The organism is Amphritea sp., from assembly GCF_050300915.1.
Taxonomy (GTDB): domain Bacteria; phylum Pseudomonadota; class Gammaproteobacteria; order Pseudomonadales; family Balneatricaceae; genus Amphritea.
Genome location: NZ_JBNKYN010000044.1, coordinates 19974 through 35136, shown reverse-complemented (window position 1 = coordinate 35136; position 15163 = coordinate 19974). Strand labels below are relative to the sequence as shown.

Sequence of the window (15163 nt, the reverse complement as noted above, 5' to 3'; positions counted from 1 at the left end):
TGATCGCGTTTACAGGCATGATCTTCCTCGCCGCAACCGGGCTTGCGGTGCTCCTGCACACCTCTGCAGCCATCTTTATACTGATAAAAGTTGTCGGCGCCTGCTACCTGTTCTGGCTGGCGTTTAAGCTCTGGACCGCCGATCCTGTCGACACAGATATAACGCAGCCCCGGAGGGATAAAAAACTGCTTGAGCTGATGCAGCAGGAGTTCTTTCTCGCGGCAGGCAATCCTAAAGCGATCCTCATCTTCACCGCCTTCCTGCCTCAGTTTATCGATCCAGACTCTCCGGCTGGCATGCAATTCTTCACTCTGGGCGTAACATTCCTGCTTCTGGAGTGGCTGGCTATTTCTATTTATGCACTGTTTGGTATCTACCTGCGCCAATGGTTTGCCGAGCCTCTTAAACGACAGCTATTTAATCGTAGCTGTGGCACCCTGCTGGCAAGCGCAGGTATCGGCCTGCTGTTTACCCAGCGCAATTGAATTACACAGCACCCTGGCTGATGCGCCATCCAGGCACACAGCCATTGTACCCAAACTGGGTGTTAACATCCGCTACAATTGATGAAAATCAATCCCTCCCACAATACTACGCTATAGTGTTGATTCAAGGCAGAAAGTTAGTCTCTTTGAGACAGCGTTTCTCTGAATCAACGCTTCTCTCAATCTATATGTGATTAGCGATAAGAACCTAAACTATGTGCTACAACGTATAGACAAGGTTAAGATTATCCGCAGCATACATCTATGGAGTATATGCATGAATCAACTACTTCGACGCATCAGCGTCCGATCAAAGGTCTTGCTACTGGTTGCAATTGCAGTTATCAGCCTGATCACTATTGTTTCACTCTCCCTGCTAAAGCTTGAAGGTGACCTGCTCGAACAAAGAAAAATGGAGCTGGAAAACCTTACCAACGCAGCCTATTCATTAATTGACCATCAACAGAAAATGGCTGAGGCGGGTGAAAAGTCTGAAGATGCGGCTAAGCAAAGCGCGCTGGAGTCAATCCGAAGCCTGCGTTATGGCGAAGATGAGTATTTCTTTGTACTTGATACTCAGCTGAAAATGTTAATGCACCCAACCAATCAAAAGCTTGAAGGTGGCAACGTCGCCGATAAAAAAGATAACAACGGCATGCCGTTTATGCAGGAGTTAGTTAAAGTAGCAAAACAGAACAGTACGGGGGGCTTTGTCGAATATCTGTGGCCTCACCCTGGCATCTCTGAACCACAAAGGAAAATCTCCTTTGCACGCCTTCACCCAGGCTGGAACTGGGTATTATGCACCGGCGTATTTACCCATGATATTGATGAAGAGTTCTGGCATGTCTTCTGGCAGGAAGTAGAAATCCTGATAGTAGTCCTGATCATTATGGGAGTCGTATCAGCACTGATTGCCAAATCAATCATCGACCCGGTTAAAGCACTCACCACTGTAATCTCCAAGACCGCAGAGACTAAAAACCTGACACTTCGATCAGAGATCCAGAATAGTGATGAATTTGGCACCATGGGTCAGGCATTTAATGAGATGATGGGCAGCTTTCAGGGCCTTATTATGGAGTTGACTGCAGCAACATCCCAGGTCGCCAGCTCAGCCACCGAACTGTCAGCAACGACCGCACAAACCAGCAGGGGAATGACGCAACAGCAAGATGAAACCTCTCTGGTTGCGTCTGCCATGACAGAGATGACAGCAACAGTGCACGAAGTTGCCAAGAACACTCAGGATGCCGCCTCAGCATCGACGCTCGCCGCCGAAGCTGCCGAGTCTGGGAAACAGGTTGTCGACACCACCATCGCTGCAGTGCAAAAGCTCTCCGAACAGTTAGCCGACTCAGCTGAACTAACCCACACTCTGGAAGCAGAAAGCACCAATATTGCCAACATTCTGGAGGTGATCAACAACATTGCCGAACAAACCAACCTGCTGGCACTGAATGCTGCGATTGAAGCGGCGCGCGCAGGCGAACAGGGACGAGGCTTTGCCGTGGTCGCTGATGAGGTCAGATCACTCTCCAGCCGGACTGCCGAGTCAACACAGCAGATCGCCCAGGTAATCGAACGCTTACAGTCGGGCACCAAAGCCGCCGTTCATGCGATGCAGGCCAGCAGCACCGAAGCAGACACGGTCGTTCAGCAAACCCTGAAAGCCGGTAACGCCTTGAATGATATCGCAGCAGCTGTTGAACATATCAATGCGATGACGATACAGATCGCCAGCGCGTCAGAAGAGCAGAGTCTGGTATCTGAGGAGATCAACCAGAGCGTGGTTAAAATTAGCGGAGTGTCTGTCGACAGTGCTGCCGGATCCAACCAGATCGCCCAAACCTGCGAAGAGCTGGCACACCTATCTGAACACCTCAAGGTGCTATCCGAACGCTTCACCGTCTGACAGCATCACAAACACCGCAACGGCAAAACAAAAAAAGAGCGCATCAGCGCTCTTTTTTATCACTTAAGAAAAGAAGTTTTACTTCTTCGCTTCCATCTGCGCCTTGATCAGGTCACCGATAGTGGTTGGACCTGCCATCTCAACGGGAGCTTCAGCAACCGCTTTGATAGCCGCCTTCTCATCTGCCTGGTCTTTAGCCTTGATAGACAGAGTGATTGAACGGTTACGACGATCCAGGTTAATGATCTTCGCTTCAACTTCTTCGCCTACTTTCAGGGCAGTAGAAGCATCTTCGATGCGATCAATGCTGATATCAGACACTTTCAGGTAACCTTCGATGCCTTCAGCCAGCTCGATGTTAGCGCCTTTAGCGTCTACAGACTTAACGATACCTTTAACGATAGTGTTCTTATCGTTGGCAGCAGCGTACTCAGAGAAAGGATCGCTTTCCAGCTGTTTGATACCCAGAGAGATACGCTCTTTCTCAGCATCGATAGACAGGATAACGGCTTCAACTTCTTCGCCTTTCTTGTATTCACGCAGCGCGGTTTCGCTGTCAGCATCCCAGGAGATGTCAGACATGTGCACCAGACCGTCAAGATCGTTATCCAGACCAACGAAGATACCGAAGTCAGTGATAGTCTTGATAGTACCAGTCACTTTATCACCAGCAGCAAACTGCTCAGCAAAAGTAGACCATGGGTTAGCGATGCACTGTTTCATACCCAGAGAGATACGACGACGCTTCTCATCAACATCCAGAACCATAACTTCTACTTCGTCATTCACCTGAACAACTTTAGAAGGATGGATGTTTTTGTTGGTCCAGGACATTTCAGACACGTGGATCAGACCTTCAACGCCATCTTCGATAGACGCAAAGCAACCGTAGTCAGTCAGATTAGTCACACGTGCAGGCACCTTAGTACCAGCAGGGAAACGAGCCAGGATAGATGCCCATGGATCTTCGTTCAGCTGCTTCAGACCCAGAGACAGACGGTTAGTCTCTTTGTCGAACTTGATGATCTGAACAGTGATCTCATCACCCGGAGTCAGCATATCGCTAGGGTGAGAGATACGTTTCCACGCCATATCAGTGATGTGCAGCAGACCGTCAACACCACCCAGATCTACGAATGCACCGTAGTTGGTCAGGTTCTTAACGTAACCTTTAACCTGCTGACCTTCTTCCAGCGTACCCAGCAGCTCATCGCGCTGAGCGCTGTTAGCTTCTTGCAGTACTGCGCGGCGAGAAACAACGATGTTGTCACGCTTCTGGTCCAGCTTAATCAGTTTGAATTCCAGTTCCTGACCGATAAGGTGGTCAACGTTCTTAACCGGACGGACATCTACCAGTGAACCTGGCAGGAAGCCATTGATCTTGTTAACGGTAACGGTGAAGCCACCTTTAACAGTACCGCTGATGTAACCTTTAACAGTTTCTTCAGCTTCGAATGCAGTTTCCAGAACACCCCAGGACTCAGCGCGCTTCGCTTTTTCACGGGACAGACGAGTCTCACCGGAACCATCTTCAACGCTTTCCAGGGTAACCTTAACCATGTCACCCACCTGAACTTCAAGTTCCTGGGCATCGTTAAGGAACTGGCTGCGGGCAATAACTGCCTCAGATTTCAGGCCAGCGTTTACAGTAACCCAGTCACTATCGATGTCGATAACTTCACCCATAACGAGGGTGCCAGGCACCATAGCAACGAGTTCTAGGGATTCTTCAAATAAGTCAGCAAAGCTTTCGGTCATGCTTTTTCCTATACTACAAACACCAGAGTAATGGGGTGTTCGCAGGGGGTCATACCTGTATTGTCAGTTGATACAGGGCAGTTTAATTATCCTGAGAAGGTTGCGAGTACTGACTAAAAAACAACCACACAGGAGAGTGTCAGGCGCGATATTTTACAGACATCTTTATCAAGAAGAAAGTAAATGCGCTGCGTAAATCTGTATTTTTCTGTCGGCAAGGGCCAAAACACCCGTTAAATAGTCCTGTACCCAGGGGCACACGGCCAAAAAAAAGAGTGATTAGTGACCACTCTTTTTTTATTTCAACCTCCTTATTCAGACTCGCCGGATGCCTCTTCAACCGGGGACTTAGCAATCACATCCAGCGAATCGACCCGCTGATACCCCCGCGGCAACTTGTTGCCCCGGCGCCCCCGCTCGCCCCGATAGTGCTCCAGATCGCCAGGCTTCATTTTCAGGTGCTGACGACCAGAGTTAACCTGCAGGGTATCCTCCGGTGACAGGGTCACCAAGGCGACGACCAGCTCCTCGCGGGCGGCGGCTCGGGCCGATGGAATGTTGATAATTTTATTGCCCTTGCCACGCCCCAGCTCCGGAAGCTCCTGCACCGGGAATACCAGCATTCGCCCTTCATTGGTCACCGCCACTAACAGATCAGTGTCTTTATTCTTCAGTAACATCGGTGCCATCCCTTTTGCACCTTTTGGCAGTGTCAGAGCGGCTTTACCGGTGCGGGTTTTACTGGTCATATCGGCAATCTTGGTAACAAATCCATAGCCAGCATCCGATGCCAGCAGCACCACATCGCTGTCTTTACCCGCAACAGCGCCATCAATAGTAGCCCCTTTCGGCAACGTCAGTTTACCGGTAATTGGCTCCCCCTGACCCCGTGCCGACGGTAACGTATGCGCCTCAAGGGAGTAGGCCCGCCCAGTACTATCCAACAGTATAATGGGTTGATTCATACGCCCCAGACAGGCCAGTTTAAAGCCATCACCGGACTTGTAACTCAGCCCCTCCGGATCAATATCGTGACCTTTGGCCGAACGAATCCAGCCCTGCTTGGAGATCACCGCAGTAATCGGTTCAGCTGTCAGCAGTGCCTTTTCATCCATCACCTTCGCTTCTTCACGGGCCACAATAGGTGAGCGGCGGTCATCACCATACTCTTCGGCATCCGCTTTCAGTTCATCACGAATCAGCTTGCGCATCAGTTTTTCAGAACCGAGAATCTCTTCCAGATAATCCCGCTCTTTTGAGAGCTCATCGATCTCACCCCGGATCTTGATCTCTTCCAGCCTGGCTAACTGGCGCAGACGGATCTCAAGAATCGCTTCAGCCTGAATCTCAGTAATACCGAAGCGTTCCATCATCACCTGCTTCGGTTTCTCTTCGGTACGGATGATCTCAATCACTTCGTCGATATTGAGATAGGCGATCATCAAACCTTCAAGAATGTGCAGCCGTGCCAGCACTTTATCCAGACGGAACTGCAACCGGCGACGCACGGTTTCAGTTCGATAGGACAACCATTCGGTGAGGATCTCCTTCAGGTTTTTCACCTTCGGGCGACCATCAATACCGATCATGTTCATGTTAACCCGGTAGGTACGCTCCAGGTCGGTACTGGCGAACAGGTGCGCCATCAGCTGTTCAACATCGATGCGATTGGAACGCGGCACGATCACCAGCCGGGTCGGATTTTCATGATCCGACTCATCCCGCAGGTCAGACACCATCGGCAGTTTTTTCTGCTGCATCTGCTGGGCAATCTGCTCCAGCACTTTAGCGCCGGACACCTGATAAGGCAGCGCAGTAATGACAATATCACCCTGCTCGCGACTATAAACGGCACGGGCACGCAAGCTGCCCTTGCCGGTTTCATACATCTTCTGCAGTTCATGGCGCGGTGTAATCAGCTCAGCATCGGTGGGCATATCCGGGCCCGGCACGATCTCGCATAACTCCTCGATGCTCATGCCCGGTTTCGACAGCAGCTGAATACAGGCCTGGGTCACTTCCCGCAGGTTGTGCGGCGGAATATCAGTCGCCATACCCACGGCGATACCGGTGGTACCGTTGAGCAGAATATTCGGCAGCCGGGCCGGCAGTGTCAGTGGCTCATCGATGGTGCCGTCAAAGTTGGCTCCCCATTCCACGGTGCCCTGAGCCACCTCTTTGAGCAATACCTCAGCGTACTTTGCCAGTTTCGACTCGGTGTAACGCATCGCCGCAAAGGATTTAGGGTCATCGGGAGAACCCCAGTTACCCTGTCCATCGATCAGCGGATAACGATAGGAGAACGGTTGCGCCATCAGCACCATCGCTTCATAACAGGCGCTGTCACCGTGAGGATGGAATTTACCCAGTACGTCACCGACGGTACGGGCAGATTTTTTATACTTTGCTGTGGACTTTAGCCCCAGCTCCGACATCGCATAGACGATGCGTCGCTGCACCGGCTTCAGGCCATCACCGATATTTGGCAGGGCCCGGTCAAGAATGACGTACATGGAATAATCCAGATACGCTTTCTCGGTATATTCTTTCAGTGACAGGCGTTCAATGCCTTCGTCAATATGTACTGTTCCGCTCATTTTTTATCCCGGAGCTTATAAAACTCATTCGTCAGCGCGATCATCAACCTAATCACAGAGTGGCAGACACTATATGTCTGCCAGATCCCCTTTGCTTTCCAGCCACTCTTTGCGGTCCGGCGAACGTTTTTTCGCCAGCAGCATATCCATCATCTCATTGGTGTCGTCACCCGCTTCGATGGTCAGCTGCACCAACCGCCGGGTATCCCGTGACATGGTGGTCTCGCGCAGCTGTAACGGGTTCATCTCACCCAGACCCTTGAAGCGCTGCACGCCGATCTTAGCGTTCTTACGTTCCGCCTTAATTCGTTCGACAATGCTGTCTTTCTCATTGTCATCCAAAGCGTAAAAAACATCTTTGGCAACATCGATACGATACAAAGGCGGCATCGCCACATAGATATGCCCCGCAGCCACCAGCGGGCGGAAATGACGCACAAACAAGGCGCACAACAGAGTAGCGATATGCAAACCGTCGGAATCCGCATCGGCCAGAATACAAATTTTACCGTAACGCAGGCTGTCAAAATTATCCGAGCCCGGCTCAACCCCTATCGCGATGGAGATATGGTTAACCTCCTGGGAGGCCAGCACTTCGTTATGATCCACCTCCCAGGTATTCAGTATCTTACCGCGCAACGGCATCACTGCCTGATACTCACGATCACGCGCCTGTTTAGCTGAGCCGCCCGCCGAGTCACCCTCCACCAGAAACAACTCGCCCTGCATCGCATCATTGCCGGTACAGTCGGCCAGCTTACCGGGCAGCGCCGGCCCGGAGGTTACCTTTTTACGGATCACCTTTTTATTTGAACGCAGCCGCCTCTGAGCATTACTGATCACCAGCTCTGCCAGCTTTTCACCCTCTTCCACATGGCGGTTGAGCCACAGGCTGAAGGCATCTTTGGTTGCACCGGAGATGAAACCGGCAATATGACGGGATGAGAGACGCTCTTTAGTCTGCCCGGAGAACTGCGGATCCTGCATCTTCGCTGAGAGCACATAGCAGCAGCGTTCCCAGATATCTTCCGCAGAGATTTTCACCCCACGGGGCAGCAGATTGCGAAACTCGCAGAACTCGCGCATCGCCTCCAGCAGACCGGTGCGCAGACCATTAACATGGGTGCCCCCCTGAGCCGTAGGAATCAGGTTGACATAGCTTTCACAGGTCAGCTCCCCCCCTTCCGGCAGCCACTGCAGGGCCACATCCATAGCGTCAATCTCGCCCTGAAAGGAGACAGTGAAGGGCTCTTCTGGCAGAGTTTCATAGACCTGGGTCGTACCTTTAAGATAATCCACCAGACCATCTTCGTAGTACCACTCCTCTTTCTCTTTGGAGGCGCCGGTCGCGTCGGTAAAAGTGACCCGCAAACCGGAACAGAGAACCGCCTTAGCCCGCAGCATATGGCGCAGTTTTGTCAGCTGATATTTCGGCGAGTCAAAATATTTCGGATCTGCCAGAAAACGTACTTCGGTGCCGGTATTGCGCTGCCCACAACTATCAATGATCTCCAGATCCGAGACTTTTTCACCGTCGGCATAGGTCATACGATAGACATTGCCTCCCCGACGGATGGTCACCTCCAACAGTTTCGACAGGGCATTTACCACCGACACCCCCACCCCGTGCAGACCACCGGAGTAGTTGTAGTTATCGTTGGAGAACTTACCACCAGCATGCAGCCGGGTAAGAATCAGTTCAACACCACTGACGCCCTCTTCCGGGTGGATATCCACCGGCATCCCCCGGCCGTTATCCCTGACGCTGATCGCGCCATCTTTATGCAGGGTGACATCCAGCTGAGTCGCATGACCCGCCAGTGCTTCGTCGACACTGTTATCAATGACTTCCTGCGCCAGGTGATTCGGCCGGTCAGTCTCGGTATACATACCGGGACGGCGACGTACCGGGTCCAGCCCGCTCAGTACCTCAATTGCATCAGAGTTATAGGTATTACTCATCGGAAGTTTCAGTCCTTATCCGCCCGGAGTGTCAGATCAGTGACAGCGGGCAACTCAACCCGGCCTTCGGCAAATGCCAGTATCGCCGGAATTACAGATTCAAATTGGTCAAAACCGTGGGAACCACCCTGCTGCACCAGCATTGGTGAATCCCTGAACTTTTCTACCGCTTCCCGGTAATCCAGCGTTTCATCGCCGGTCTGGGTTAGTAGCAGATAACGGGAGGGGTCTTGCAGCCGCTGGCACTCGATTGCCAGCAGCTGCTGCAGATGTTCAGGGGTCAGCTCATAGGTCTCATCGCGGTAGTAATTACCCTGCTCGCCCAACATCGCTGCCAACAGTTCATATGGCCGCACTGCAGGATTGATCAACACCGCACGCAGGCCATACTTCTCTGCCAGCCAGGTGCTGTAATAGCCCCCCAGTGAACTGCCAATCAGGGTAATGGTGCGATCCTTGTTGGCGGTTATCAACTGCTCCAGCAGATCGATTGCCGCTGCGGGCCAGTGAGGCAGGGTGGGCACAATCACCTGATCAGCCTTTCCTGCAGCAGTCATCCAGTCAACAAAAAACCGGGCTTTATAGGAGTCCGGCGAGCTGTTAAAGCCGTGAATATAGATAAACAGAGGCTGAGCCATCAATAACCTTTTTTCCTGAACGCTGCTTGTCTTTATCTGTATATATATACATATTTTCGGTAAAGTACCGGAGAGCGCCGATCGATGCAACCTTAACCCGCGACTCTTTTGACCGAGGTCTCAATTCGCCCATCCGGATACAGTTCCAGGCAGCGGTAGCCAGGCTGTTTCAGCACCGGGTCATCCTCCAGTATCAGCTGCTGACATGCGGCTTTAAATTGCACCGATGTCGCGGGTGTCATCATTACCCGGACGCCATTATGCATCCGGTCGCTGGACTGATGCACATGACCATTAATAACCGCTCTGACATGATGATGCTGCCCCAACACACGCCAGAACTGATCAGCATTGCCCAGCATAATCTGGTCCTGCCAGTCACTCTCCACCGGGAGCGGATTGTGATGTAGCACCACCAGACAATGACAATCCTGAAAGCGTTGCAACTGCTGCTGAAGAAAATCCAGTTCGCACTGCGCCAGCGAGCCACCACCCTGGCCATCCGGCTCAGAGGTACTGTCTAGCAGTATGATTCCCCAGCCGCCGGTCACCAAACTGCGCTGATTCAGCTGTCCGCCAAACTGGCTACCAACCTGCTGCATCAACGTCACATCATCATGATTACCGGGAATCCAATAGCTGGGCACGGGCAGCTCCGTAAGCCGTTGACTGAGACGCTGATACCCTTCCGGGCCGCCATGGTGGGCCAGGTCACCGCTCCAGAGAATCAGATCAGCTGCAGGGGTTTGTAACAGAAGATTTTCAACCACACGATCCAGATGCTGCTCAACATTGAAACCACGATAATCCTGGCAAGGATCATCTTGCAGATGACAATCGGTAATCTGTGCGACAACCACTGGGGTCATAAAAAACTATACACCGGTTCGGCTGCCTGACCGTGCGTCAGACAGTGACTCAGCCATTCCCCCAGATACTGGTTCAGCTGAGCTTTTTCATCTTTCTGATGCATCCGCTCGTTCGGATAGCTGTACACGCCACGGAACTGACGCCGGCTTTTCAGGCAGATCACCTCGGCCGCCCGGGCATCGTGATACATCCGCACCACCAGACTCGGCGCTTCCAGCCAGCTGTGATCAAAGCTCTGAGACACCAGCACGGTGGTGGTATAGGTAAAACGTTCCTCAACCCGCAGGCGCACGACGCTCTGCTGTTGGTGCCAGTGAACCTCAAACTCGCGCTCATCGCACTGTTCAAGATCCGGCATCAGCCGCATCAGTCGCAGATAGTTAGCCTCACAATCGGCCATCTGCTTTACCAGGTCAGGGATATAACGTTTTTTCATGGTCTCCAAAGCTCAAAACTCTTAATTCGCTGCGGGATTACACGCAACCCCAGCGCTGCAACAACTGCTGTTGATTCAACTGTAACCATTGTACCGCAATTATGGTGGCAGCATTATCTATCGTACCGTTGCCCACCAACTCACACACCTCAGCAAAGGGTAGCACATGCACGAGAATATCCTCGCCCTCATTCGCCAGACCATGAACACCCCCCACATTCGAGCTATCCACCCGGGCACATAGCAGGTCAACATATTCATCACTCCCCCCAGCGCTGGGCAGGTATCGGGTTATCGGCACAATATCAAAGATAGCCACACCCGCCTCCTCGACGGACTCCCGTAGCGCAACCTCTTCCGCGCTTTCCCCCTCTTCAACAATGCCGGCAACCAGCTCCAGCAACCAGGGGCCACCTGGCCTGCCCAGAGCGCCCACACGGAACTGTTCAACCAGCACAATGCTGTCTTTATCCGGATCAAAGAGTAAAACACAGACCGCATCCCCCCGCTGAAACTGTTCTCTGACAACCTCAATCTCGCCCCCTTCGAACAGTGAGTGGCGAATTTTCAGCCGACTGATTTTAAAGAAGCCATCGCAGGTTCGTTGCTGTTCAATAATCGCCGCATCCGCAGCGCTAAATCGTGGTTGCCAGTGGGTCATAACGGGGTTCCGGAGTCAGACAGTTTTTTTAATCACCGATGCAGGTCTGCATACAGAGCGACAATATAGCATGACTGGAAAGCCTGAATCGAAGGCTTGGTAGGAAGCTTAGCGAAAAAGCGGGCATGAAAAGTTTAACGACTGTATTGGGCTGAAGGGTTTCCAGGCTGTGCACACCTGAAAAACCTGCAAAAAAAATGGCGCCAGTGCCGACAAGATTATCAGCAACCGGCGTTGCCCTCTCCCGGTGAGCAAGCCTGCTCAGTTAACCCGCAATTTGCGTCGCCGGGAAACAAACAGATAACTGCCATCCCGTTTCTTCGCCTCTTTCTTCGCCTGAGCGGCAAGCTCTGCCACTTCATGGTAGCTGACACAACGATAGGGGTCAGGATGAACAACCCCACAGGAGAGGCTCAGCACCGGATAAAATACCGACTCACCGGTGCGACTGGCAGCCCATATACCGCCCTGTTCCAGATCTCTCGGGCTGTAAAACTCGCGGATCGCCTGATCAAACTGAAGCAGGATTTTCTCACAACACTCTTTCCAGTTATCGGTACGGAACACCACAACAAAGTCATCGCCGCCCACATGCCCGGTGAAATTTTCACCATTGGCGTGCTGGGTAAGCAGCTCGCCCAGTAGCTGAATCAGGCGATCACCTTTGACATAACCGTAGCTGTCATTGAACGGCTTAAAGTAGTTGATATCAAAATAAGCCACCCGAAAGTTTTCGGTTTGCTTCAGCAACCCATCAATCTCCCGATTGATCGGTACATTGCCAGGCAGCAGCGTCAGCGGGTTAGCATAACGGGCATTGCGTATCTTCAGTTCGGTGATTTTTTTCAACAGATCCCGAACATTACCGATGCCTTGATAGTGGCCATCCTTTGTAATCACCAACCCCTGATGCAGATACACCGCATCCTGCTCAGTAATCAATCGGGAGACCTGCTCCAGACTGGAATCAGACTCAATAATGATCGCTCGGGTATCCAGAATGCGGGTAACGGGACGGTTTTCATACAGCGCCCGGCCATACTGGGTAGAAAACAGTTCCAGCAGGTCAGAGCGGTGCACCGTACCAATCGGCCGGCCATCTTCAAGCACCGCGAGAATATCGTACAGCGGGTTTTCCCGAAACAGCTTAGCGGTATACCCCATCTGATCATCAAAGCTGAGGGCCGGCGCAGGGTGCACCAGCACCGCCGCCGTCTCAGCCATATCTTTTTCGCTGCCGGCCCGCCGTTTACGCGGCAACCACTCCTGACTATCACACTGCATTCTCGGTGTCTGCGTTGGCCGTCCCAGATAGAACCCCTGCCCAATCGTTGCACCCAGCTCCTTCAGGGTAACCAGCTCTGAACGGGTTTCCACCCCCTCAACAATCACCTTTGATCCTACGCCATTGGCAATACTGCAGATCGATTTTACAAACTGACGCTTCACCGGATCACGATCCACATTGTGGATGAAATGCCGGTCAATTTTAACGTATTCGGGCTGCAACTCTGACCAGAGTTTAAGCCCGGAATAGCCGGTTCCCAGGTCATCAACTGCGACTCTGAACCCCATCCGCTTGTAATGATTGATCGCTTCAAGCGTCAGCCCATGGTTATCAAACGGGTGCTGTTCTGATATCTCGATAACGATGGAATCCAGGGGAATATCAAGAGACTTAAGCCACTCTGCCGTCAGGCCCTCACGGTGCTCAGGAGTACCCAATAGTGATGCACTGACGTTTAAAAACAGTTTACCCTCCATGGATTGTCGCGCAAAAGCCTCCAGAGAGAGTCGGCGACACAATAGCTCCAGCCGGCTCTCCAGACCACACTCGATGGCTGTGCTGAATAACAACTGTGGAGAATAAAGTTCACTACCTTCCGGCCCCCGAATCAGCGCCTCATGGCCTAATATTTCACCACGACGAAGATCCACAATCGGCTGAAAATGGGGATACAACTGTTCGGCTTCAATCAGCTCTTTAAGCTGGGTATAACGATCAGGTATAGTCTGCGACACGGTCATGATAAGTCTGTTGGCAATTGAGGCTGATACCAACAGCTTATTAAGTCCGGGTGACAGAAAGATGACAACCCGGAGGGTTTTATAACCACTCTGGTTAAGATAGAGTCAGCACTCACAGGAAAAGGATTTCATCATGACCCGCAGCATTAAAACGTCCCTGCTTTATACCTTTCTTTTACTCACACTCAGCTCGCTAAGCCATGCAGAAACCCGTCTGCGCCCAGATGCCTGGGCCACTCCGGTCATCGGCTCAGAGCTGAACAACTTTTACCGTGTCGACGATCTCCTCTACCGTTCCGAACAACCTGGCGACGAAGCCTTCCCCCAAATAGCGGCGTTCGGCATCAAAGAGGTGCTCAACCTGAGAGAGTTTCATAACGATGAGGATGAAGCGGGCAAAACCCAATTAACACTCCACCAGCTGAAACTACGCACCGGCAAGGTCACCGAAGATCAGTTAATTGAAGCCCTGAGAATTATCAGAAACAGCAAGGGACCATTACTGGTGCACTGCTGGCACGGTTCTGACCGCACCGGCACCGTGGTAGCAACCTACCGGATTGTCGAACAGGGCTGGAGCAAACAGCAGGCACTGGATGAGATGATCAACGGCGGTTACGGCTATCACGCCGCCATCTTTCCTAATCTGGTGGAGCTGATTAAGGGGCTGGATGTCGAGCGGATACGTCAACAACTTAAACAGTGAAAACTCGTTCAAGCAGTCAGTCTGTTAAACTAAATCCTCGCAACATCTGGATCTCTTCTGCCCAGATCGTCTCATCGATAGTTTCCAGCACCAGCGGAATACCGCGAAAACGGTCGTCGGACATGATAAAGCGGAACACTTCCAGACCGATCTCCCCCATGCCGAGACTGTGATGACGGTCTTTACGGCTGTCGAACGCCGCTTTGGAATCGTTCAGGTGCATCCCTTTGAGATAGTCAAAACTGACAATCCGCTCAAACTCAGCGAAGGTCTGCTCGCAGTCGGCCTGGTCACGCAGATCGTAACCCGAAGCAAAAGTGTGGCAGGTATCGAGGCAAACAGCGACCCGGCTTTTGTCTTCCACCCCAGCGATAATATGCGCCAGATGTTCGAAGCGGCAGCCCAGATTACTGCCCTGACCGGCCGTATTCTCGATCACGGCGGTCACGCCAGCGGTTTTATCCAGGGCGATATTGATCGATTCGGCGATGGTGTTAAGGCAGGTTTCCTCATCCACCTTGCGCAGGTGACTGCCGGGGTGAAAGTTGAGGTAGCACAAACCCAGCTGTTCACAGCGCTGCAGTTCGTCGATAAACGCGGCACGGGACTTTTCTAATGGCTCGCTTTCAGGATGGCCCAGATTGATCAGATAGCTGTCATGGGGGAGGATCTGTTCAGGCGCAAAGCCTAAGCGTTCACAACTATCACGAAACTTACTGATATTACCCTTAGTCAGCGGCTTGGCATCCCAGCGACGCTGGTTTTTAGTAAACAGGGCAAACGCATTGGCACCCAGTTTAGCGGCGTTAAGCGGGGCATTTTCAACCCCGCCGCTGGCGCTGACATGGGCACCGACAAAATAATTCAAAAAAGCGCGACTCACAGCTTGCAGGCACCGCCAAGACAATCATCAAAATCCATACTTTCCAGTTCAGCACGCTCTGCCTGTGCGGTTTTGATACGACTGAACATCAGTGCTTCAGCACTGCTATCGTCGGCCACACCCGCCTTTTCAAATACAGCGATCAGGGTGTTCAGTTCGTCCAGGGTAAAATCATTCATGGTTTAGTCTCTTCAATAGCGCTTAATCAAAAAAATTGCTGCCTG

Annotated in this window: 13 protein-coding genes; 3 read left to right on the top strand and 10 right to left on the bottom strand. The window is 52.0% G+C overall.

The window, feature by feature from the left end; translation table 11 throughout:
* Window positions 1-485, top strand: a 485-nt coding sequence (locus ACQY8X_RS12710) for a LysE family translocator (RefSeq protein ID WP_428035514.1), incomplete at its 5' end; no start/stop codon positions are given.
* A 277-nt stretch (window positions 486-762) separates the two neighbouring features.
* Complete coding sequence (locus tag ACQY8X_RS12705; protein ID WP_428035513.1) at window positions 763-2400, top strand: methyl-accepting chemotaxis protein; 1638 nt, start codon at window positions 763-765, stop codon at window positions 2398-2400.
* A 78-nt stretch (window positions 2401-2478) separates the two neighbouring features.
* On the opposite strand, the gene rpsA is transcribed toward ACQY8X_RS12705, so the two are convergent.
* The 8 genes from rpsA to ACQY8X_RS12665 form a co-directional block, all read right to left on the bottom strand.
* Window positions 2479-4158 carry a 30S ribosomal protein S1 gene (rpsA, locus tag ACQY8X_RS12700; protein ID WP_428035512.1) on the bottom strand — a complete coding sequence of 560 codons (1680 nt, stop codon included), beginning with the start codon at window positions 4156-4158 and terminating at the stop codon, window positions 2479-2481.
* A gap of 311 nt (window positions 4159-4469) precedes the next feature.
* Window positions 4470-6755, bottom strand: coding sequence for a DNA topoisomerase IV subunit A (gene parC, locus ACQY8X_RS12695; RefSeq protein ID WP_428035511.1), 2286 nt, complete (start codon window positions 6753-6755; stop codon window positions 4470-4472).
* A gap of 69 nt (window positions 6756-6824) precedes the next feature.
* Complete coding sequence (gene parE / locus ACQY8X_RS12690; protein WP_428035510.1) at window positions 6825-8717, bottom strand: DNA topoisomerase IV subunit B; 1893 nt, start codon at window positions 8715-8717, stop codon at window positions 6825-6827.
* Window positions 8718-8725: 8 nt separating this feature from the next.
* Window positions 8726-9355 (bottom strand): YqiA/YcfP family alpha/beta fold hydrolase, encoded by a 630-nt coding sequence (locus ACQY8X_RS12685; RefSeq protein ID WP_428035509.1) that lies wholly within the window; start codon window positions 9353-9355, stop codon window positions 8726-8728.
* A 92-nt stretch (window positions 9356-9447) separates the two neighbouring features.
* A complete protein-coding gene (locus tag ACQY8X_RS12680; RefSeq protein ID WP_428035508.1) occupies window positions 9448-10224 on the bottom strand; it encodes a metallophosphoesterase in 777 nt (258 codons plus the stop codon).
* Window positions 10221-10661 carry a DUF1249 domain-containing protein gene (locus ACQY8X_RS12675; protein ID WP_428035507.1) on the bottom strand — a complete coding sequence of 147 codons (441 nt, stop codon included), beginning with the start codon at window positions 10659-10661 and terminating at the stop codon, window positions 10221-10223. The genes ACQY8X_RS12680 and ACQY8X_RS12675 overlap by 4 nt, the downstream gene beginning before the upstream one ends.
* A gap of 37 nt (window positions 10662-10698) precedes the next feature.
* On the bottom strand, window positions 10699-11322 hold the full coding sequence (locus ACQY8X_RS12670) for an NUDIX domain-containing protein (RefSeq protein ID WP_428035506.1): 624 nt from the start codon (window positions 11320-11322) through the stop codon (window positions 10699-10701).
* 261 nt (window positions 11323-11583) lie between these two features.
* Entirely contained in the window at window positions 11584-13350 is a 1767-nt protein-coding gene (locus tag ACQY8X_RS12665) for an EAL domain-containing protein (protein ID WP_428035505.1), read from the bottom strand.
* Window positions 13351-13483: 133 nt separating this feature from the next.
* On the opposite strand from ACQY8X_RS12665, the gene ACQY8X_RS12660 reads away from it, so the two are divergent.
* Window positions 13484-14056, top strand: coding sequence for a fused DSP-PTPase phosphatase/NAD kinase-like protein (locus tag ACQY8X_RS12660; protein ID WP_428035504.1), 573 nt, complete (start codon window positions 13484-13486; stop codon window positions 14054-14056).
* 16 nt (window positions 14057-14072) lie between these two features.
* Here the strand turns inward: ACQY8X_RS12660 and nfo are convergent, their stop codons facing one another.
* Window positions 14073-14939 (bottom strand): deoxyribonuclease IV, encoded by an 867-nt coding sequence (nfo, locus tag ACQY8X_RS12655; RefSeq protein WP_428035503.1) that lies wholly within the window; start codon window positions 14937-14939, stop codon window positions 14073-14075.
* A complete protein-coding gene (locus tag ACQY8X_RS12650; protein WP_299201951.1) occupies window positions 14936-15118 on the bottom strand; it encodes a hypothetical protein in 183 nt (60 codons plus the stop codon). Before ACQY8X_RS12650 ends, nfo begins: the two co-directional genes overlap by 4 nt.
* Window positions 15119-15163: the final 45 nt, after the last annotated feature.

Coding starts and splice junctions, on each gene's coding strand:
- ACQY8X_RS12675 (WP_428035507.1), bottom strand. CDS start 10,661: ATGAAAAAACGTTATATCCCTGACCTGGTAAAGCAGATGGCCGATTGT.
- ACQY8X_RS12670 (WP_428035506.1), bottom strand. CDS start 11,322: ATGACCCACTGGCAACCACGATTTAGCGCTGCGGATGCGGCGATTATT.
- parC (WP_428035511.1), bottom strand. CDS start 6,755: ATGAGCGGAACAGTACATATTGACGAAGGCATTGAACGCCTGTCACTG.
- ACQY8X_RS12650 (WP_299201951.1), bottom strand. CDS start 15,118: ATGAATGATTTTACCCTGGACGAACTGAACACCCTGATCGCTGTATTT.
- rpsA (WP_428035512.1), bottom strand. CDS start 4,158: ATGACCGAAAGCTTTGCTGACTTATTTGAAGAATCCCTAGAACTCGTT.
- ACQY8X_RS12680 (WP_428035508.1), bottom strand. CDS start 10,224: ATGACCCCAGTGGTTGTCGCACAGATTACCGATTGTCATCTGCAAGAT.
- ACQY8X_RS12665 (WP_428035505.1), bottom strand. CDS start 13,350: ATGACCGTGTCGCAGACTATACCTGATCGTTATACCCAGCTTAAAGAG.
- ACQY8X_RS12660 (WP_428035504.1), top strand. CDS start 13,484: ATGACCCGCAGCATTAAAACGTCCCTGCTTTATACCTTTCTTTTACTC.
- ACQY8X_RS12705 (WP_428035513.1), top strand. CDS start 763: ATGAATCAACTACTTCGACGCATCAGCGTCCGATCAAAGGTCTTGCTA.
- parE (WP_428035510.1), bottom strand. CDS start 8,717: ATGAGTAATACCTATAACTCTGATGCAATTGAGGTACTGAGCGGGCTG.
- ACQY8X_RS12685 (WP_428035509.1), bottom strand. CDS start 9,355: ATGGCTCAGCCTCTGTTTATCTATATTCACGGCTTTAACAGCTCGCCG.